At 72.0% G+C, this 17982-nt stretch carries 14 protein-coding genes and 2 pseudogenes; 9 read left to right on the forward strand and 7 right to left on the reverse strand.

What is annotated here, in order from left to right; genetic code table 11:
• Window positions 1–96 precede the first annotated feature (96 nt).
• The 5 genes from ACFYNX_RS31510 (at window position 97) to ACFYNX_RS31530 (ending at window position 6512) form a co-directional block, all read left to right on the forward strand.
• On the forward strand, window positions 97–1491 hold the full coding sequence (locus ACFYNX_RS31510) for a glutamate--cysteine ligase (RefSeq protein WP_388666474.1): 1395 nt from the start codon (window positions 97–99) through the stop codon (window positions 1489–1491).
• The gene (locus tag ACFYNX_RS31515; protein ID WP_388666477.1) at window positions 1488–3227 is read left to right on the forward strand and encodes a flavin monoamine oxidase family protein; all 1740 of its coding nucleotides are present in this window, start codon (window positions 1488–1490) and stop codon (window positions 3225–3227) included. Before ACFYNX_RS31510 ends, ACFYNX_RS31515 begins: the two co-directional genes overlap by 4 nt.
• A gap of 58 nt (window positions 3228–3285) precedes the next feature.
• Window positions 3286–4503, forward strand: a complete 1218-nt coding sequence (locus tag ACFYNX_RS31520) for an amidohydrolase family protein (RefSeq protein WP_388666480.1) — start codon at window positions 3286–3288, stop codon at window positions 4501–4503.
• Window positions 4504–4570: 67 nt separating this feature from the next.
• On the forward strand, window positions 4571–5221 hold the full coding sequence (locus ACFYNX_RS31525; RefSeq protein WP_388666483.1) for a hypothetical protein: 651 nt from the start codon (window positions 4571–4573) through the stop codon (window positions 5219–5221).
• A 799-nt stretch (window positions 5222–6020) separates the two neighbouring features.
• Window positions 6021–6512 (forward strand): hypothetical protein, encoded by a 492-nt coding sequence (locus tag ACFYNX_RS31530; RefSeq protein ID WP_388666641.1) that lies wholly within the window; start codon window positions 6021–6023, stop codon window positions 6510–6512.
• A gap of 360 nt (window positions 6513–6872) precedes the next feature.
• Here ACFYNX_RS31530 and ACFYNX_RS31535 read toward each other — a convergent pair.
• Window positions 6873–7475, reverse strand: a pseudogene (locus ACFYNX_RS31535) (WD40 repeat domain-containing protein); the annotation flags it as partial.
• 23 nt (window positions 7476–7498) lie between these two features.
• Between ACFYNX_RS31535 and ACFYNX_RS31540 the strand changes: the two are divergent.
• Both ACFYNX_RS31540 and ACFYNX_RS31545 read left to right on the forward strand, forming a co-directional pair.
• Complete coding sequence (locus tag ACFYNX_RS31540; RefSeq protein ID WP_388666486.1) at window positions 7499–7801, forward strand: hypothetical protein; 303 nt, start codon at window positions 7499–7501, stop codon at window positions 7799–7801.
• A 97-nt stretch (window positions 7802–7898) separates the two neighbouring features.
• Complete coding sequence (locus ACFYNX_RS31545) at window positions 7899–8855, forward strand: Crystal protein ET79 (protein WP_388666489.1); 957 nt, start codon at window positions 7899–7901, stop codon at window positions 8853–8855.
• Between the two features lie 191 nt (window positions 8856–9046).
• Here the strand turns inward: ACFYNX_RS31545 and ACFYNX_RS31550 are convergent, their stop codons facing one another.
• Both ACFYNX_RS31550 and ACFYNX_RS31555 read right to left on the reverse strand, forming a co-directional pair.
• Window positions 9047–11737 (reverse strand): AAA family ATPase, encoded by a 2691-nt coding sequence (locus tag ACFYNX_RS31550; protein ID WP_388666492.1) that lies wholly within the window; start codon window positions 11735–11737, stop codon window positions 9047–9049.
• Window positions 11738–12307: 570 nt separating this feature from the next.
• Window positions 12308–12496 (reverse strand): transposase, encoded by a 189-nt coding sequence (locus ACFYNX_RS31555; protein ID WP_388666494.1) that lies wholly within the window; start codon window positions 12494–12496, stop codon window positions 12308–12310.
• 40 nt (window positions 12497–12536) lie between these two features.
• Here ACFYNX_RS31555 and ACFYNX_RS31560 point away from each other — a divergent pair, with 40 nt between their 5' ends.
• A complete protein-coding gene (locus tag ACFYNX_RS31560) occupies window positions 12537–12692 on the forward strand; it encodes a hypothetical protein (RefSeq protein WP_388666495.1) in 156 nt (51 codons plus the stop codon).
• Between the two features lie 461 nt (window positions 12693–13153).
• Here the strand turns inward: ACFYNX_RS31560 and ACFYNX_RS31565 are convergent, their stop codons facing one another.
• On the reverse strand, window positions 13154–13498 hold the full coding sequence (locus tag ACFYNX_RS31565) for a MerR family transcriptional regulator (RefSeq protein ID WP_388666497.1): 345 nt from the start codon (window positions 13496–13498) through the stop codon (window positions 13154–13156).
• 488 nt (window positions 13499–13986) lie between these two features.
• On the opposite strand from ACFYNX_RS31565, the pseudogene ACFYNX_RS31570 reads away from it, so the two are divergent.
• Window positions 13987–14175, forward strand: a pseudogene (locus ACFYNX_RS31570) (HNH endonuclease); the annotation flags it as partial.
• A 593-nt stretch (window positions 14176–14768) separates the two neighbouring features.
• Here ACFYNX_RS31570 and ACFYNX_RS31575 read toward each other — a convergent pair.
• From ACFYNX_RS31575 to ACFYNX_RS31585, 3 genes are read right to left on the reverse strand one after another with little or no spacing between them, the layout of a single operon-like run.
• Entirely contained in the window at window positions 14769–15179 is a 411-nt protein-coding gene (locus ACFYNX_RS31575) for an STAS domain-containing protein (RefSeq protein ID WP_365549526.1), read from the reverse strand.
• Window positions 15176–16270, reverse strand: a complete 1095-nt coding sequence (locus ACFYNX_RS31580; RefSeq protein WP_388666500.1) for a B12-binding domain-containing protein — start codon at window positions 16268–16270, stop codon at window positions 15176–15178. The genes ACFYNX_RS31575 and ACFYNX_RS31580 overlap by 4 nt, the downstream gene beginning before the upstream one ends.
• Window positions 16270–17934, reverse strand: coding sequence for a PP2C family protein-serine/threonine phosphatase (locus ACFYNX_RS31585; protein ID WP_388666503.1), 1665 nt, complete (start codon window positions 17932–17934; stop codon window positions 16270–16272). Before ACFYNX_RS31585 ends, ACFYNX_RS31580 begins: the two co-directional genes overlap by 1 nt.
• Window positions 17935–17982: the final 48 nt, after the last annotated feature.

Here is a 17982-nt window from a genome sequence, read left to right on the forward strand (position 1 = left end):
GTGGCGTTCACGGAGCGGGACCACACGCTTTTCCGGTCACGCCTGGCGGAGTGTCTTTCCACGCTGGGGAAGGTGCTCACGGATCCCGATTTCGGGATGACGCCGCCCACGCTGGGAGCGGAACTCGAGTTCTCCCTCATCGACCCGGACGGCCGTCCGGCTCCGGTGAACGCGGCCGTCCGTGAGGACTCCGGGGACGACCGCCTCACTCTGGAGGTCGCTCGCTTCAATCTGGAGGCGAACCTGGTGCCGGTTCTCGCGCGAGGACGCCCCTTCACCGACCTGGCCTCGCAGGCGTCGCGAGCCCTGGCGAACGTCACCGCTGCGGCCTCGCGCCGCCACGCGGTCGCCGCGATCCCGATCGGAACCCTGCCGACGCTCACGCCGGCCGATCTGACCGCACGGGCCCTGACCGACCTGCCCCGCTACCACGCACTGGAGCGGGCCTGGTCCTGTCGGCGCCCGGTGCCCTTCGTCCTACCGGTGGGCGAACGGGACCTGGTCAGGGCGGAGTCCGTGGCGGCGCAGGGCGCGGCGTGCTCCTGGCAGGTGCACCTGACAGCCGCTCCCGATCTCTTCCACCGTGCTTTCAACGCCGCCCAGCTCGCCACAGGACCGGCCCTGGCGGCCGCCGGGAACTCGCCGCTGCCGCTGGGGCGGTCCGGGTGGCAGGAAGCCCGCATCCCGCTCTACGAGCACGGCTTCGGAGACCGCGTCGCACCTGGCGCCGGCACCCGGCGCCCCCGGGTCGGATTCGGCCACGGATGGATGCGGGGCGGTCCCCTCACGGCGTTCGAGGAAGCGGTGCACCGCTATGACGTCCTGCTGCCCGACGTCTCCTCCGAGGACCGTGACGCGCCCGGCGGGTGGCCGGCGCTGGAGGAACTCCGGCTGCACCTGAGCACGGTCTGGTGGTGGAACCGGCCGGTGTACGACCCGCTCGGCCACCTGCGAATCGAGTTCCGGGCGCTCCCCTCCGGACCGACCCCGCTGGACATGGCCGCAAACGCCGCCTTCCTGACCGGTCTGACCGTCTTCCTGGCGGCCGGTGGACGCGACGTAGCGGAGGAACTTGCCTTCGCCCGCGCGAAGGAGAACTTCTACCGCGCCGCGCGTGACGGCTTGCGCGCCTCTCTGTGGTGGCCCACGCCCGGAGGCGCGCCACGGGAGCACGAAGCCGCCGCACTGGTCGAGGAATTGCTGCCACGGGCCCGGGAGGGACTGGTCCTGCTCTCGGTGGACACCGACGAGGCCGATGCCCTGCTGGACCTGCTGCACCACCGGGTCGCGACGGGCCGTACGGGGGCGTGGTGGCAGCAGCGGGCACGCGAAGCACTACGGCGGCCGAGACCACCGGACGCCGGGCGGCCCGAACGGCGTGATCCCGGCGGACTGACTGAGCTGACGGTTCGTTATGCGGCACTCTCCGCGGGGGCCGCCCCCGTACACACCTGGCAACTGCCCGCCCTCCCGTCCCGGAGCCAGCGATGACCCCGAACACTCCCCCACCCGCCACCGACCTCCAGGTCGACTTCCCCTTCGACTACGCCGCGCACGTCGGCAACGGCCGGCGCATGGGGCGACTCCCAGAGCCGTCCCTCGGAGCACGGGTCGCCGTCGTCGGCGCCGGCGGCAGCGGGCTGGCCGCCGCCTACGAACTGTTGCGGGCCGGCTGCCACCCCGTCCTGTACGAGGCCGAGCAGAGCACGGACGGGCCGGGCGGCCGGCGTCTGGGGGGACGCATGTACAGCCGCCGTCTCCGTGAGGAGGACAGCGCGGTCGTGGAACTGGGCTGCATGCGTTTTCCCGACTCGGCCTCCCTGCTGCGCCAGTACGCCCGGACCTTCGGCGTCCGCCTGGAGCCTTTCCGCGACAACTACGCCACCCCCGTCACGCCGCTGACCGTGCTGGATGTGGACGGCGTCCAGTACCCGGCCGCGAAGATCCAGGACCTCTACGCCCGGCACGACGGCTTCCGCGAGGCGCACACGCGCTGGCAGCGCGTCCTCGCCCGGATCGGTCTCCCGCAGATCCTGCGGGACCTGGCCGCGCGTGACCTGGCCGCGGCGCGGCGCCGCTGGAACCAGCTGCTCGGCCAGTTCGAGTCCTGGTCCTTCTACCGCTTCCTGCGCGAGCCGGACGGTGCGGGCCTGACCCACGACCAGGCACGGCTCCTGGGTACCGCGGGAGTGGGACCCGCCGTCTGGGACTCCTTCTTCGAGATCAGCGTGGTCGAGATCCTGCGACTGCTGTTGTGCACCGAGGGCAGTGACACCCTGTACGCGCCCGACGGCATCAGCCGGCTCGCCGAAGGCTTCTGGACCCGTCCCGTCGTCGACCCCCGCGGACGGACGCGCAGTCTGGAGGCGGTGAACGAAGGGGCGCCGCGACCCGCCGTACGTCTTCTGGAAGTCGAACCGGACGCGGCGCGCGGTGTGGTGGTGCACGATGCGGACGGACGGGAGGAACGGTTCGCGGCGGTGGTGTTCACTCCGCAGCTGCGCCTCCTGGAGACCGGGGTGGAGGTGCGCTCCACCGACCCGTGCGTCCCCGTCTTCGGTCCCCGGTTGTGGAGGGCCGTACGCCGCCTCTCCTACTGGCAGTCCGCCAAGACCGCCCTCGTGGTCGAGCACCCGTTCTGGGAGACGACGACCATGGACGGCGTCACCCTTACCGATCGGCTGCCGCGCGCCGCCTACACCATGGACTACGGACCCGCTCGCGGCGCCGGAGGCCGCCGGGGCGTGCTCGACCTCAGCTTCAGCTGGGCCCAGGACGCCCTGAAGGTCGCCCCCTCCGACCTGGAGGAGAGGGTCGCCCTCTTCGTCCGCGACCTCGCGGACATCCACCCCTCGGTGGCGGACGAACTGCGTGCCCAAGTCCGCACGGGTGAGGCGGTGACGGTGTCGTGGGAGAACGAGAAGAACTTCCGCGGTCTGTGCCGCTGGTCCTGCCCGGGTGACTACCCCTACCAGCGGGACCTCTTCGCTCACTTCCTCAAGGACTCCACCGGTTCCCCGGCCATACCGGGCGAACCGCCGAACGCCCTCTACCTGGCAGGTGACGACACGTCCTGGTCGCCCGGCTGGCTCGACCACGCCCTTGCCTCCGGTCTCAACGCCGCCTGGGGGGTGCTGCGCCAGCTCGGCGCCCCTCCCGAGCCCGGCAACCCGGGCCCCGGTGACGTCTGGAGCGACCCTCGCTACACCCCGCTCGCCGCCGTCTGAAGGGCTCCGATGCCCTCCGCACCCGCCCTTGCCGCACTCGCCGCTCCGGAGGCCGTCCGTGCCCGCATCCGTCCACCGAGAGATCCTGTTGCGACCCGACCGCTTGTGGGACGGGATCGCGGACGCCCCTGTCGAGGGACTGGCCGTCCTCGTGCGCGACGGCCGCGTCGCGTCCGTCGCGCACGACCTCGTCCCGGGCCCGGAGGCGGACGTGCTCGACATGCCCGGCTGCACGCTGCTGCCCGGATTCATCGACTGCCACGTCCACCTGCTCGACGAGGGAGCGGAGACCGGACCCGCCGCGTACCAGACCCTCACCGCCGTGCCCGTCCTCCGCACGCTGCTGCACAACGGGTTCACCACCGTCCGGGACCTCGGCAGCGCCCACCTTCCCCTCAACGTGTCGCTGCGCGACGCGGTCGAGGACGGCCTGATCGAGGGACCGCGCATCCTCGCGGCACCCAACATCCTGTCCCCGCGAGGCGGGCACGGTGACAAGAAGCCCGACCTCGCCCAGCGGTACGGCCACCGGATCGGCACCCTCGCAGAAGGCGTCGAGGGACTGCGCCGCGCGGTACGCGAGCAGGCCCGCTCGGGAGCGGACTGGATCAAGTTCGCGGGCGGTGGCGGATTCTCCTCACCGGTGGACAGCCCGACCAGCACCTCCTACTCGCGCGTCGAGGTCCACACCATCGTCGCCACCGCCGACGACCTCGGCCTGCCCTGCGCGGCGCACGTCTTCACCGACCGCGCCGTCATGCGCGCCGTCACCGCGGGAGTGCGCAGCGTGGAGCACGGCTGTTTCGCCACCCCGCCCACCTACCGGGCCATGGAAGAAGCCGGCACGTTCCTGGTGCCCACCCAGTACGTGCAGACCTACTTCCTCGACCGGCTCGACGACGACGCCTTCTGGGACGGCTCCATGGTCTTCGCACGCGAGAACTACCGCGAACACGCCGAAACGCTGCGCGAAGGACTCCTGCGGCCCGCCCGGACGGCTGTGAAGACGGCGTTCGGTACCGACGCCGGCATGTTCCCGCACGCCGACAACTGGCGCGAGTTCCCCACCCTGATGGACCACGGCTACACCGCTCTGCGTGCCCTGCGGGCAGCCACGAGCACCGCGGCCGACCTCCTCGGTCGGCCCGATCTGGGCATCGTCGCCCCCGGGGCCACCGCCGACCTCGTCGCCCTCGAAGGCGACCCCTTCCAGGACATCACCGCCACCGGACGCGCACGGCACGTGATCCAACGGGGCCGTCCGGTACGCCGATGACCGGCCGCTTCCCTCCGGAGCGAGCCTTTCGCCTCCCTGTACGCGCACCCACGAAAAGGAGAGCACTGTGAAGCCCGAGCAGCTCGTCGAGGCGATGAAGCCGGACGTCGAACGGTTCGTCAGCGACAACAGGATCGTCGAACTGGCACGCTCCGGACAGGTCGGTCCCGAGCACTTCAGGAGGATCCTGCTGGCCGAGTACCAGTGCCAGGAGGCCGAGCTGTCCACCTACGCGCTCCTGGTGGCCCGGCACCGCCACGAGACGCCCGCCACCATGTTCTCGTTCGTCCAGCACACCATCGCCACCGCACGCGGACTCCTGCGCGAAGCAGCACCGTCCGTCGACGTCCCCGGCCCCGACATCCCGTCGGTCCCGGTCGACCAAGGGCTCTTCCGCGTGGTGCGCGACCTGACCTGGATGGGCACCCAGGCCGGCCCCGCCGAAGCCGCCCTCTACCTCCACACGGACCTGTCGACCTGGTGCACGCTCTTCTCCCGCATCATCGAGGCCTCGCGTGAACTGCCTGACGTCCCGGTCCCCGTGCTCACGTACATGGAGTCGTGGGGCGACAGGCCGCCCCCGGAGGTCGCCGAAGGAACACTGGAGGTCCTCGAGCACGGCCTGGCCCGAGGCGAGGAACCCGCCCGTGTCCTGCACACCGCCCGGCAGCTCGGAACGCTTCTCGACCCGTACTGGAGCTACGTCGCGGGTGGTTGAAGAGCAACCGCTCCCACCAGCCAGGCCTCACCGATCCGCGTGACGTCATCCGCACGACCTTCGTCGCTCTCCGCCGATGCAGTCCCGCGCACGCCCCGGACGGCGCGACTTCACGAGCGACAACTGCTCGGGCGCCCGCCCGGAGATCCTCTCCGCACCGCTCCTCGCGAACGGTGGGCATCGGCGGGCCTACGGAAAGGACGACTGCACCACCCACCTGAAGGACGCCTTCCGCCGAGTGCGGTCCCGAGGAGCACGCCGGCCCGGAGCTGCTCAGGGCACCGATCGGAGGGGTCGAGCAACAGGCCGTCGAGGGGGCCGCCGCCCAGTTCGGCGTGGGCGCGCCCCGGCCGTGGGCCGGGACCCGGGTCGTTGTGGTCCCGGCCGTAGACCCGACCGCGCTCCAGCTCCTCTTCCCCGGCCATGTCCATGCCCATGGCATCCACCGTCGCATCCGGCACTGACAACGGGCGTGGTCGGATGGGTGGCATGCTCGGCCGGGGCCCGGTCGGCACGGTCCGGGGGCGCCCGGTGGTGCGCCCGAGCCGCGTGCTCCGTCTGGTCGGCGGAGTCCCGACGATGATCGTCCCCGGCCCTGACGGCTCCGCGTGGGAGTGCCCGGGCCACCCACCCGTGGCGGGCGGGGCCGACGGAGACGGCGGGTCCGTGGGACCCACCGTGACCCCCCGCAGGTCGGCTCGTAGGCGAGGCCGGGCGCACAGGTGCCCCACTCCTGCTTCGTGAGCCCGCCGCCGGCCACGGCGCAGGCACGGCCGACGGTGTCGGCGCTCATCTGGGGGTGGTCGTCGAGGTCCCAGACGTAGAGACTGCTGCGGTCCGAGGTCAGGAGGTAGCGGCCGTCCAGCGTGAACTGCGCCGACTTCGCGGTTTCGTGGTGGTCGTCGAGCACGGCGACCTGGTGCGGCAGGCTGCGTTCGCCGACCGCCCAGAGGGTGAAGTGCCCTTCCCGGTCGGCTCCGACGAGGAGGTCTCCCTGGGGATGGAACGGCAGATCGACGAGCTGGTCCTGGCCCTTCACCTCGCCCGCCCTGCGCGGGTGGCGGAGGTCCTCGACGTTCCAGAGCGCGAGCGGGCTGCCGTCCCGGTCTCCCTCCGTCGCGAGCCAGTGGCCGTCCCACGAGTAGGCGGGGTAGGAGGCGCCTGTGGGCAGTTCGACGGGCTTCGAGTCGGGTTCGAGGTTCCACAGGTAGGTGGTGATCCCGCCGGCGAAGGCCAGCGCCTTCCCGTCGCGGCGGAAGCGTGGCGGTGCCAGGGGGCTCGCGCCGGGTGAGCGGCCGGCCTTCCGGGGCTTCGCCAGGTCGGCGACGTCCCAGAAACGAGCCGTGTCGGTGCCGAAGAGCGGGCCTTCGACCGATATCAGCATCGCGCCCCGCAGCGCGAAGACCAGGTGCCTGACCGCCTCCGGACGGTGGAGGATCGCCGCGCGCCGGGGCCGTTTCCGGTCGGCGAGGTCCCGGAGGATCACGTCGCCCTGGTCGTCACCACTGTCCAGGGCCCGGCCGTCAGCGCTGAAGGACAGGGCCGAGATGCCCGCCGTGTGTCCGGGCAGGGAGACGATCCGGCGGGGCCGCCGCGGGTCGCCGAGGTCCCACAGGGTGACCCGTTCGTCGAAGCCGCCGGCCGCCACCAGCCGTCCGTCGGGACTGAGGTCGAAGGCCGTGACCGAGTGGGCGCCCTGGAACACCCCCGTGACCCTGGGACCCGACCGGTCGGCCGCCTTCCACCGGATCACCTCGCCCGAGGCGTAGCTGGCCGGTTCCCGTCCGCCGGAACCGAACACCAGGGCCTCGACGAAGCTCTGGTGGCCGTCCAGGGTGAGCGCGCGGGTGGGCCGGGCCGGGTCCTCGACGTTCCACAGCACCACGGTCTCGTCACCGCCTCCGGTGGCCAGCACCTTTCCGTCCTGCCGGAACGGCATCGCGTGGAGGGGGTTCTTGGCGGCCGGCCAGCTCCGTACGGCGCGGGCGGTCATCCGGACAGCTCCGCCCTTCGCGCGCCGGCCGGGTCGACGGCCGCGGGCTCCACCGCATCCGCGGGAGACGGCACCGGGGCGGCCGGGCGGGAATCCACGCCATCCCGCTCGCGGAGGCGCCGACGGACGACGGGAGTCGTATGTATGCGGTTTTCCACAATGCCTGTACGTAGCAACGACATGCCATTCTGTGATCGCCACCGCACTTCGCGGTCCGGTGGTCCGGCGGCACACGAGCCGCGGGCGACCGACCGCGAACATGGAACGCCCAGAAGGGAATTGTCATGCGAAGAGGAATCCGGAAGGTCGCGGTCAGCGCCGTGCTTGCGTCCGCTGTTCTGATCGGCGGAACCGCTCAGGCGCATGCCGCCACGGCGACGGTCGGCAACACCGACCGGGCGAACACCTCCGCCGCACCCGCCGGCCGGGAAGGACCGGCGGCGGCGAACATCTGGATCTATGGCGGCAATTACCCCTCCTACTTCGCGGCGATGGCCGCGTACGCCACTCTGGTCGGCTTCGGGATGGCCAGTCAGTACATGATCGAGGCCACCCCGTACGAAACGTACGACCTCTACTACCAGTGATCCCCTCCGCGTCGGGCCGTGAGCCCGTGCGCAGTGGGCCGGACCAGCGCGGCGCACTCCCCGCCGCTCGAACGGAATGGGTGAAACCATGAAGAGAATGACTCGCATCACCGGTGTGCGCCGTGCCGCGGCGGGCGCTCTCACCGCCGTCCTGATGGCGGCCGGGGCGGTCGCCCTGGCCCCGACGGCGCAGGCGGTGGACGAGGGGCCCGGGACTCGGGCGGCGGTTGCCGAACAGCGCTCCACGAAGGCCGAGAACGAGACCAAGGGCCAGGCGGGTGTCGCCGCGGCCCGCTCCACCGAGGTCGAACTGATCAACTACTCCGGGACCAATCTGGTCAAGACGTGGGATGAACTGCCCCACGGCTGCTGGACGACCGACATGCTGCCGCCCGATACCGTCGCCAACGGCGCGAAGCCCCTATGGCAGAGCGAATCCTGCGGTTTCATGACCGGAACCGAGGGGAAGGTGACGTACGCGATTCCCGGGGGTGGCGAGGTCCGCATTCACTGGAAGAACCCCTACTCGGGATCCAACAGCTACAGTTGCGTCGTCCCGGCGGCGTACCAGTGCGACACGTACGGCGGCAGTGGGAACAACGCCTCGGTGACGTTCGACCTCTGGAAGAAGGCGTCGGCGGCGAAGAAGGCGTCCGGCGCGGCCAAGGCCCGGGGCGTGGCGGCCGATCCGCTCACGGCCAGTGCCGCGCGCAGCACCAATGTCACCCTGACCAACGTCTCGGGGCGGCTGCTCACCCGCTCCACCTCGCAACTGCACTGGGGCATCTGGTCCACCAACATGCTGCCGCCCTCCGTCATCCAGTCCGGTGTCTCCGGCAATTGGCAGAGTGAGTCCGACGGCTTCATGACCGGCACGGAGGGCGAGGTGAGTTTCAACGTGTCCGGGGAGACCAACAAGGTCAAGGTGTACTGGAACAACCCCTACTCGGGCAGCAACGGCTACTCCTGCACCGCTCCGTCCGGATTCGATTGCACCCGTCAGGGCGGCGGCGGGAACAACGCCACGGTCGCCTTCACTCTGACGAAGCTCTGACCGTGCCGGTCCGGGTGGCCCCGTCCGAGGGATGAGTGCGGCGCCCCCCGCCGCTCCGCCACCACCACCCGGACCACCCACGGATGCGATCGACCGTTCACGAGACCACCGCGTCCCGCCGGATCACCGGCGGGACGCGGTGTGGTGTGCGGTGGGGGTCCGGCACACGGCAACCGGTGACGAACGGGGTGTCACTCGCCCACGGGGCCCGCCTCCCGCGCCAGCACCGCCACGAGCTGGGTCCGCCGGGCGATCCGCAGCTTCCTGTAGGCGTTGGTGAGATGCATCTCCACGGTGCGGCGGGTGAGGCACAGCGAGGAGGAGATCCGTGCGTTGGTGTGCCCCGCGGCGGCCAGTTCGGCGACCCGGCGTTCGGCCGCGGTCAGCGCCTGTCCGCCGCTGGTCTTCCGGGCGCCGCCCCGGCGCAGCGCCTCCTCGGTCAGATCCAGGAGACGGCGGGCACCCGGCTTCTGCGCGGCGAGCCGCAGCGCCACGGCGTGCGCCTCGCGCAGGGTGTCGCGGCCCTTGCGTCCGTTGCCGGCGTCGAGGCGGGCACGGCCGAGGTCGACGAGGGTCTCCACGAGTTCCACCGGCGCGGGGGCCGAGCCGAGCAGTTCCGCGGCCTCGGTGAGGGATTCCAGGGCCAGTCTGCCGCCGAGAGCGGCTGCGTGGGCGCGCAACGCCCGGCCGATGGTGCGCCCGGTTCCCCAGGTGCGGGCGTGGCGGAGTTCCTCCTCGGCGAGCTCGCGCGCCTCCTCCCGGCGTCCGAGCCGCGCCAGGGCGAGCGCCGCCCCCGAGCGCCATGGTGTGGCGACCGGGCTGACGAAGTCACGGGCGTTCTGGCCGGCTCCACAGGCCAGGTGACCTTCGAGGGCGGCCCGCCAGTCGCCGTCCGCCTCGTGGAGCCGGGCGCGCGCGTAGCCGAGTTCGTTCCACTCCCAGGAGGTGTCGGCGCCGGACGGCCCGGCGACGGTCACCGCCTCCCACGCCTCGGCGCGCGCCCCGATCTCGGACCGGGCGAGCGCCACCATGGCCGCCAGATGGGGCAGCCGGACGCCCTGCTCGGCGGACAGCTCCACCCAGGCGACGTTCTCGTCGATGACGCGGCCGAACTCGCCGGCCCAGAGCGCCGCTTCGGCCCGTACGCTGAGCAGGCACTGGAGGCCCATGTCCGTCAGGTCCGGAGGGACCGGCGAGGAGGGCAGACACCGGGCGGTGAGTGCGCGCGCCTCCTCCAGACGGTCCGCCCACTGCAGGAGCGTGGCCGCGCTGCCGAGCCAGGCCGTCCGCAGGCGCTGGTCCACCGGTGCCCCCAGGCGCCGTTCGACCCTGGCCATCGCCTCCGCCGCCGAGCAGAGCCCGGCCCCGGCCTCGTACTCGGTGATCAGTCCGCACACCAGGGGCTCGATGGTGGGGGGAGCCACCGGGGCGAGCGCGCGCAGCGCGGAGACGGCGTCGCGCCAGGCTTCGGCGTCGTGCGAGGAGACGAGGGCGGCGAGTGCTTGCAGCACATGGACGAGCTCGTCGTCGGCGGCGGCCCGGCCGACCTGGTGCAGGATCCGTAACGCGGCGTCGGGGTCCCGCCCCGCGACCAGGCCGGCGCTGAGCGCGCTCGCGGCGCTCGCGCGTTCCCGGAGATCGGTGTGGAGCTCCAGTCCGGTGTGCAGCCAGCGGATTCCGGCGGTCACGTTGCCGGGAAGCTCCAGCGCGCCGAGGCGCATGGCGAGACCGGCGCGGCGGTCCGGGGCGAGCGGCCCCCTCAGGGCATGGCGCAGATATCCGGCGGACTCGGCGGGCCGGCCCGCGCGCAGCGCCTCGTCCGCCGCCTCCTCCAGGGAGCGGACCATCCACGCCTCCCCGGGCCGGTCCACATGCAGGAGCCGGGCGGCGACGTCGGTGGCGGGCGCGCCCTCCTCGGCCAGCACCTGGGCCACGTGGGTGTGCAGCGCGGCCAGCTCCTCGGGTTCGGCGGCGGCGAGAACGGCCTCCCTCGCGAGGGGGTGGCTCAGCAGGGTGCCGAGGCGGTGGCCCATCGACGGGGAGCCGGGTGCGGGCCGGGTCGGGAGGAGGCCGGTGACCCGGTCGGTGAGGCCCGGGGTCGTCCCTCCCTCGGCCGTCACGGCGAGGGCCAGGCAGTCGTGACGTGAGCGCGGATCGGGGAGACTCCGGATCCAGCCGGTGATCGTCTCTCGGTAGCGGCTGCGCACCGAGGTCGGGGACGAGCGGGGAAGCGGTCCGTCGCGGAGATCGGCGACCAAGGCGTGCACCAGCGCCGGATTGCCCGCACCCGCCTCGACACAGGTCGTGGTCTCCTGGGTGCTCAGACCCGCCGCCCGCGCGATACGGACGACCGCGGGGGCGCTGAGCGGGCGCAGCTCGGCGGATGTGCCCGTGTCCGCGGGAAACACCGGGGGGTCGGTGTAGCCCGCGCAGGTGGTGGTCACCAGGAGGACGGGAAGTTCGGCGATGCGGCGTGCCAGATAGCCGATCCAGTGCCGGGACGGTTCGTCGGCGTGGTGCAGATCATCCACCGCGAGCAGCACCGGGCGCTCGGTGGCGAGGCGGGCCAGCCGGGTCACCAGCCGGTGGTACAGCCGTTGCTCGCCGTGTCCGGTGGGTGTGGCGAAGGGGACGCCGCCGATGTCCTCGGTGAAGAGCCGGCGGACGAGCCCGTACGGGAACGCGGCCTCCTCCGGCGTGCCGCGCGCGTGCTCGACACGCATGCCGTCGGCGGTCTGCCGCCGTACGACCTCGTCGAGCAGGGCGGTCCTGCCCGTGCCGGGCACCGCCCCGGTGACCTGCATCCAGCGTCCGTTGCCCGCCCGCGCGGCTTCCCCTGCGGCGGCGGCCGTGCCCAGTAACTCGTCCCGCTCCCACAGCACTGATCCCCACTCTCCTCGTTCTCGGCGACAGGATCTCTGTTCGGTTCCGGTCATGTCGTTCCGGCGTGCAGGAGGTGCTGTGGAGCGGATCGGTTGGCGGGACGGCCGCTCGGACGCGGAAATGGCCGTAAGGCGTCGTACGGGATCACTTCGTTCCTCCCTCGCTGTTCGGCGTTGCTGTGGGCGCCGGGGCGGGCGCTCCCCCTTCCTGCCCGTCCCCGCGTGCCGCCAGACCGGCGGATGATCTTTCGGCTGGTATGCCACCCCCGCCCGCGCGGGAGTGTCGGGGTGATCGCGAGGCGGGGAGGGAGTGCGGTGGCGGATGCGGGACCGTGTGCGTGGTCTGCCGGGGCCGGTCGGGCGGAAGAACGGCCGGTGTCTGGCCGAGTGGGCCGGCAGTACACCGGAACCTCAGGAAAGATCGGCAACTGCCAGATCGGAGTGTTCGCCGCCTGCCCACCGGCTCGGGCCGGGCCCTGGCCGGCCGGAAGCTCTGCCTGCCCGAAGCCTGGACGTCGGATCGTGAACGCTGCCGGGCCACGAGGATCCCTGATGAGCGGGGCTTTGCGGCTACCGACCTTCTCGTTGGTTCTGTGGGGTCGGTGGGTGGAGGGTGAGGCCGGTGTGGGTGAGGAAGGACCAGGGCGGTTGAGGGTTGCCGTTGATCCGGTGGATGCCCTGTTCGGTGGCGTCGACGAGGTGATCGCCGGCGAGGGTGGCCGGCTCCCGTTTCTTCAGCGAGGACCACAGCAGTTCCACCGGGTCGAACTCGGATGCACAGGCCGGTGATCGCTCGGGGGTGGGCCGGTCCCGGTCAGCACCCCAGGCCCGCATCGCCCGGGCCCTGGTCCGCGAGCACGACGAGGCGATGCCTGCGATCGCCGAAACCATCGGCACTGCCGAGAAGGCCGCCCGCGCCCGCCTCCTGCACTACGAACACCGCACCTGGCACTGAACGGCCGGGCCCGCCGGGAGAGGAAGTGGGGCAGCGCGGCCCGGTCTGCTCGCGTTCGCACCGCAGCCCCGGCCGTCTCCGGAGGAGTCCAGGTCGTTCGGATCGGTACCGGGCGGGCCGGCTTGCGTGGACAACGACTCAGGGCCGTGCAGTCGGTAGCCGCACAGCCCTGAACCTGTTCACCAGACGCTGTGCCGCCGGGTGTTCGTCCTGCCGGGGCGAGGGGGTCAGGCGGGGGTGATGTTCTGCGTCTGGGGCCCTTCTTCCCCTGGGTGACGCCGAACGTCACGCCCTGTCCTTCCTGGAGCTCGCGGATGCCCGAGGCGTGGGCAAAGGGGAACTTCCGAACCACGACAGCTAACGGTGACGCCACATGCCCACCCCACCCGTGACCGCCGGAAAGGTCCGGGTGTCCGCAGGGGCCGGGGCGTGCGGACCCCGTCGTGCGAGCGGTGTTCGGTTCACTCCGTGGTCGACAGGTGCGGGTCGGCTGCCGCGTGGCGGTACTGGTCGTTGAGGCGCTGGGCCTCTTCGAGCTGGTCTTCGAGGATGACGATGCGGCAGGCGGCTTCGACGGGGGTGCCCCGGTCGACGAGTTCGCGGGCGCGTGCGGCGATGCGCAGTTGGTAGCGGGAGTAGCGGCGGTGGCCGCCCTCGGAGCGCAGCGGGGTGATCAGGCGGTGTTCGCCGAGGGCGCGCAGGAAGGCGGGGGTGGTGCCGAGCATGTCGGCGGCCCGGCCCATGGTGTAGGCGGGGTAGTCGTCGTCGTCGAACTTGTCGGCGGGGCGGGTGCTGCGAGGGGGCATAGGCCTCTTCTTCCGGGGACGCGTCGAGGGGCCCGGACGCCTCATGCGTCCGGGCCCCGAGCTTTCAACACCATCTACCGGCCGACTGCGCCGGGTTTCTTGTTCCGCAGGTGCCGCCTTGCGGGCGGGGCTGCGGGGATCGCGGTTGCGTGACCGGGGACCACCTGCCAATCCGGGGCCTGCGGTACCCGGGCTGCCGTGCTCGCCCGGGCGATCCTGATGGCGTTCCGCTCCTTCTCTCTTCCGTGCACTTCACTGCGTGTGCTGCTCACGGCCCCTGGGGCCGCCCGGCCCGGCGGCCAGTGGAGGAACCCGTCGCTTCCGGCTCCGCCACTCCGCCGCCGTTCCGCACCTGCTGGACCTGCATGCGCGGCAGTGCGTCCCTGCCGCGCCCTTCGACTTCTGGGTACGAGGAAGAGACTAGCCCCACCGGGAGAAAAAATCTATCTCCGCCGTCGTAGATTTTCTCTCCTGGAAGGTGTCGGCATTCTGTCGGCCGACTCCCCGTCGCCGACGAGGACCGCACCGGCTGCACTCGCAGCTCCTTCCGGCACTGGAACACCGGCCCCGACCCCGCCGACGGCTGCGACACCCGAAGCGAGGTCCTCCTCGCCGAAGCCGTCCAGGAGCCGACCGTGGCAGCCGTCTGCAAGCCGACCGGCGGAAGGTGGGTCTCGTAATGCCGGCAGACACTCCGGTCTTGTCGTACGCCAGGAGCCGGGCGACCAACGCGGAGCGCTCGAACCGGGGGAACGTCGGTCCCGGTGGCCGGGGCGAGGACTCGCAGGGTCCGCCAGTCCACCGACGGCCGGGAGACAGGCAGAAGGGCGATGTCCTGGCCGGAGTACGACGGGACTTCCGTCACCTCGCCCCGGGCACGCTTGAAGTCGACCCTCACCGCGCCGACGGGAGCGATCCACCCCAGGCGCACGACGTGGTCGAAGTCGGTGCGGCGTACGCCGAGGCGCACGGCGGGCCGCTCAGGGCCGAGGGGGACGTACCGGTCCAGGTCGCGGGCAGGTCCCGGCGGCGTACGAGGATGGCGACCTGTTCGGGGTGCGCGTCAGGGGTGGCCACCCCGCCGCCGGGGTGGGCAAGCAGGCCCGTGCGGACGAGATGGCCGACCGCCGAGGCGATCGCGCGCGGGTGACCGAATGGCAACGGCTCCCCCAGTGCCCCAGTCAGCCGCTCCGCCGCAGTTCGCAGCGCCTGACGCACCACTCGGTTCTCGCATCCGTGTCCGCACAAGCGGTGCACGGGCCGGGGCCGTTCAGGGAGCGGAGGCTGTTTCCGTCTGCTCGTCCAGTTCGCCGCCGGAGGTGCTGAGGGTGCGGGCGTCCTGGGTGAGGTGGTCGGCGATGCCCGTGAGTTCGAGTATGCGCACCATGCGGGCGGGTGGATGGTCCAGGTGCAGGGTGGTGCCCGCGGGGTGGGTGCGGCGGCGCAGGCCGAGGAGGGCGCTCAGGGCGCTGGAGTCGATGCCGGTCAGGCCGCTGAAGTCCAGGTGCAGGTCCCGCAAGGCCGGTCCGTGCTCTTCGCGGTGGGTGTCCAGCGCCTGGTCGGTCTCGTGGGTGAACTGCCTGGCGCTCTCGTAGTCGAGGTCTCCCGTAACGGCCAGGTGCAGCGCCTGCGGGTGGGTGCTGCGGACGGTGACGGTGAGGTCGGTGGGCAGGTAGGTCATGCGGTGATTCCCGGGCCGGTGTGATCGGAGGTGGCGCGCAGCGCGTCGGTGGCTGCCGCGAGGAAGGTCAGGGCGCGCGGGAAGTCGCGCAGTTGTTCGGCCAGTGCGTCCATGCCCAGGCGCAGGCTCGCGGCGGGAACACCGCGGGCGGTGAGGATGTCGGCGGTCCAGGTGGTGAAGGTGGTGAACAGTTCGGCGTCGTCGACGTAGAGGGCGGTGGCGAGGAAGTCGACGATGTGGGCGAGGTCCTCGGTGGTGCGGTCGCGCTGGGCGGTGCTGTAGGTGCGCATCGCGGGCCAGCGTTCCTCCAGGACCTCCAGGGCCTGCTTGACCAGGACGGCGCGCCGGGTGGTGACCAGGGTGTACTCCTGGTCGGTGAGGTGGGGCAGATCGTCCTCGATCTGCTGGCGCTGCCCGACGTGGTGCCGTGTCAGGCCCCGGTCGAGGTGGTCGGCTGCTTCCCGTGCGTCAGGTGTCCAGGCGTCGGCGTGCAGGAGGCGGGCGTAGCGGCCGTCGGGGCCGAAGGCACGGCCGCCGGCCATGACGGAGACGCCGATGGACTGCAGGGCGCTGATCGCCTTGTGGGCGGCGGGCAGGCGGGTGGGCAGGGAGGCGGAGAGCAGGACGGCGACGGGGTTGGTCTGGTGGACGTGGGCGACCAGGTGCGGGGTGGGGGTGTGGCCGCCGAGGAAGTCGACCTGCCAGCCGCGGTGGGTGAGCACCTCGGCCAGCAGCCGGGCGGGCAGGACGTGCCACTCGCCCTCCACGCACGCCACGGTGACGCGTCCTCGGGTGCGCGGTTGCCGGGGGGCCTGGTGGTGGGCGAGGGCGGCCAGGACGCGGTCGGTGATCGCACTGGCGGCGTGCTCGTCGGCCACGCCGATGCGGTCGGCGGCCCACTCCGTGCCGACCCGCTGTTGCACGCCGGCCACGACGTCCAGCAGTAGGACTTCGGTGTCCGCTCCGGCGTCGGCCGCCGCCGTCACCAGCCGCATCGCGGCCGGCTCGTCCCGGCCGATCACCGCCTCCCACAACCGCTCGGACAGCTCCGGCAGTTCAGGCAGGGGGCGGGGTGTAGTGGTGGTGGTCATCAGCCTTCCCTGGTGTACGTGCGGGAGTCGTTGTGCCCGCCCACGATGTGCAGTGCGCCGTGTCCGCTGGCCGGGTTGGTGATCGCCAGGGTGGCCATGTCGTCGTGCTCACGGCCCCCGAGCCACTGCGAGGCCAGCATCTGCACTCGCTCCACCACCGCCTCCGCCGGCATCCGCACACACTCCCGCAACGCGGCCCGCAGCCTTTCCTCGCCGTAGAGCTGATCGCCCAGCGGGCCGCCGCGGGCCTCGGTGATGCCATCGGTGTAGAGCAGGCACGTCTCCCCCGGCGCCAGCACCACCTCCGTGGTCTGGGCGCTGATGTCGGGCAGGGCGCCGATCAGGGTGCCGCGGGTGAGGGCTTCCTCCACCCGGCCGTCGGTGCGGACGACGAGCGGGGGCAGGTGCCCGGCGCTGGTCAGCCTGATCCGCACGTGACCCTGGCGGCGTTGGACGGAGGCCAGGACCAGGGTGGCGAAGCGGGTGTGGTGAGAGGTGAGCACCGCGTCGTTGAGGAGGTTCAGAACACGCTGATGGTCTGTGGACAGTGGCAGCAGGGCGTGGAGGACGCTGCGGATCTTGCCGGTCAGGACGGCTGCTTCCAGGCCCTTGCCCGCCACGTCGCCCAGGACGACGAAGGTCTCCTTCGTCGCGTCGGTGCCGGGATGGACGTCGTAGAAGTCGCCGCCGACACGTTCGTGGTCCTTCGCGGCCCGGTAGATGCCGGCGTACTCCACCCCGTGGAGGCGTTCCAGCCGCGGCGGCAGCAGCTCGCGCAGCAGGGTGGCGGTGATCGAGGCCTGCTCGGCGTAGAGACGGGCGGCCGACAGGGCGGCGCCGGCCCGGGCGGCGAACAGACGGGCGAAGACCTCCTCGCCGTCGGTGAAGGCCTGGTGGGTGCTGGAGCGCAGCAGGATGAGCACGCCGGCGGGCATGCCGTAGCCGGGCAGGGGTGTGACGATGACCGATCCGATCGGTCCGGTGAAACCGGGTGGGACGGCCCAGTCGGGGATGTCGCCGGGGTCGATCCAGCGTGTGGGCACGGGGGGAAAGCCCTGGAGGGCCTCGGTCAGGCCCGGGACCGTGTGGGGGTCGATCGCCGCGGTCCTCTGTGTGACCTCACCGCCGACCTGGGCGTAGGTGAGGGTGTGGCGGCGCCCCTGGGAGGGAGCGACGATGACGGCGGCATCCGCGAGATGGTCGGCGGCCATGCGCACTGTCACCTCCGTACACCGTTCGACGTTCAGCGAGGAGAACAGGGCGCTGGAGACGTCCACCAGCAAAGTGGTGCGCTCGCGCTCTCCTCGCAGGGCTTGTTCGGCCAGGTGCAGGTCGGTGTTCTCCACCAGCCACCACACCGTGTGCCCGTCCTCGCCGGACGAGGGATGCGCCTCGAAGGTGCGCTCCGCCACAGTGCCGCGGGCGCGTTGCGGCGGAATCCCGCTCGTCAGGCGTTGATGGGCCTGCGCCAGCCAGTCCGGCAGCGCGCCGGCCACCGGATCTCCGCCGGCCGGGGTGAACAGATGACGGGCGGCCTCGTTGGTTTCGACGATGTTCCCGGCACGGTCGGCGACGAGAACGGGATAGGGGGCGTTGCTCCACGCCGTACTGACGTGAACGCCACCACCGCGCGGACTGTCAGGGTTACCCGGGGAGGGAATCACATGGGAGGGGACGCATCGTGCGTACCCCACCGCCTTTCTGCCGCTGGA

The organism is Streptomyces sp. NPDC007872 (assembly GCF_042868165.1).
In the GTDB taxonomy this organism is placed as follows: Bacteria; Actinomycetota; Actinomycetes; order Streptomycetales; family Streptomycetaceae; genus Streptomyces.

Excerpts from the sequence above, each read along its gene's own strand:
- ACFYNX_RS31510 (WP_388666474.1), top strand. The coding sequence starts at position 97 with ATGACGCCGCCCACGCTGGGAGCGGAACTCGAGTTCTCCCTCATCGAC.
- ACFYNX_RS31515 (WP_388666477.1), top strand. The coding sequence starts at position 1,488 with ATGACCCCGAACACTCCCCCACCCGCCACCGACCTCCAGGTCGACTTC.
- ACFYNX_RS31540 (WP_388666486.1), top strand. The coding sequence starts at position 7,499 with ATGCGAAGAGGAATCCGGAAGGTCGCGGTCAGCGCCGTGCTTGCGTCC.
- ACFYNX_RS31545 (WP_388666489.1), top strand. The coding sequence starts at position 7,899 with ATGACTCGCATCACCGGTGTGCGCCGTGCCGCGGCGGGCGCTCTCACC.
- ACFYNX_RS31565 (WP_388666497.1), bottom strand. The coding sequence starts at position 13,498 with ATGCCCCCTCGCAGCACCCGCCCCGCCGACAAGTTCGACGACGACGAC.
- ACFYNX_RS31575 (WP_365549526.1), bottom strand. The coding sequence starts at position 15,179 with ATGACCTACCTGCCCACCGACCTCACCGTCACCGTCCGCAGCACCCAC.
- ACFYNX_RS31580 (WP_388666500.1), bottom strand. The coding sequence starts at position 16,270 with ATGACCACCACCACTACACCCCGCCCCCTGCCTGAACTGCCGGAGCTG.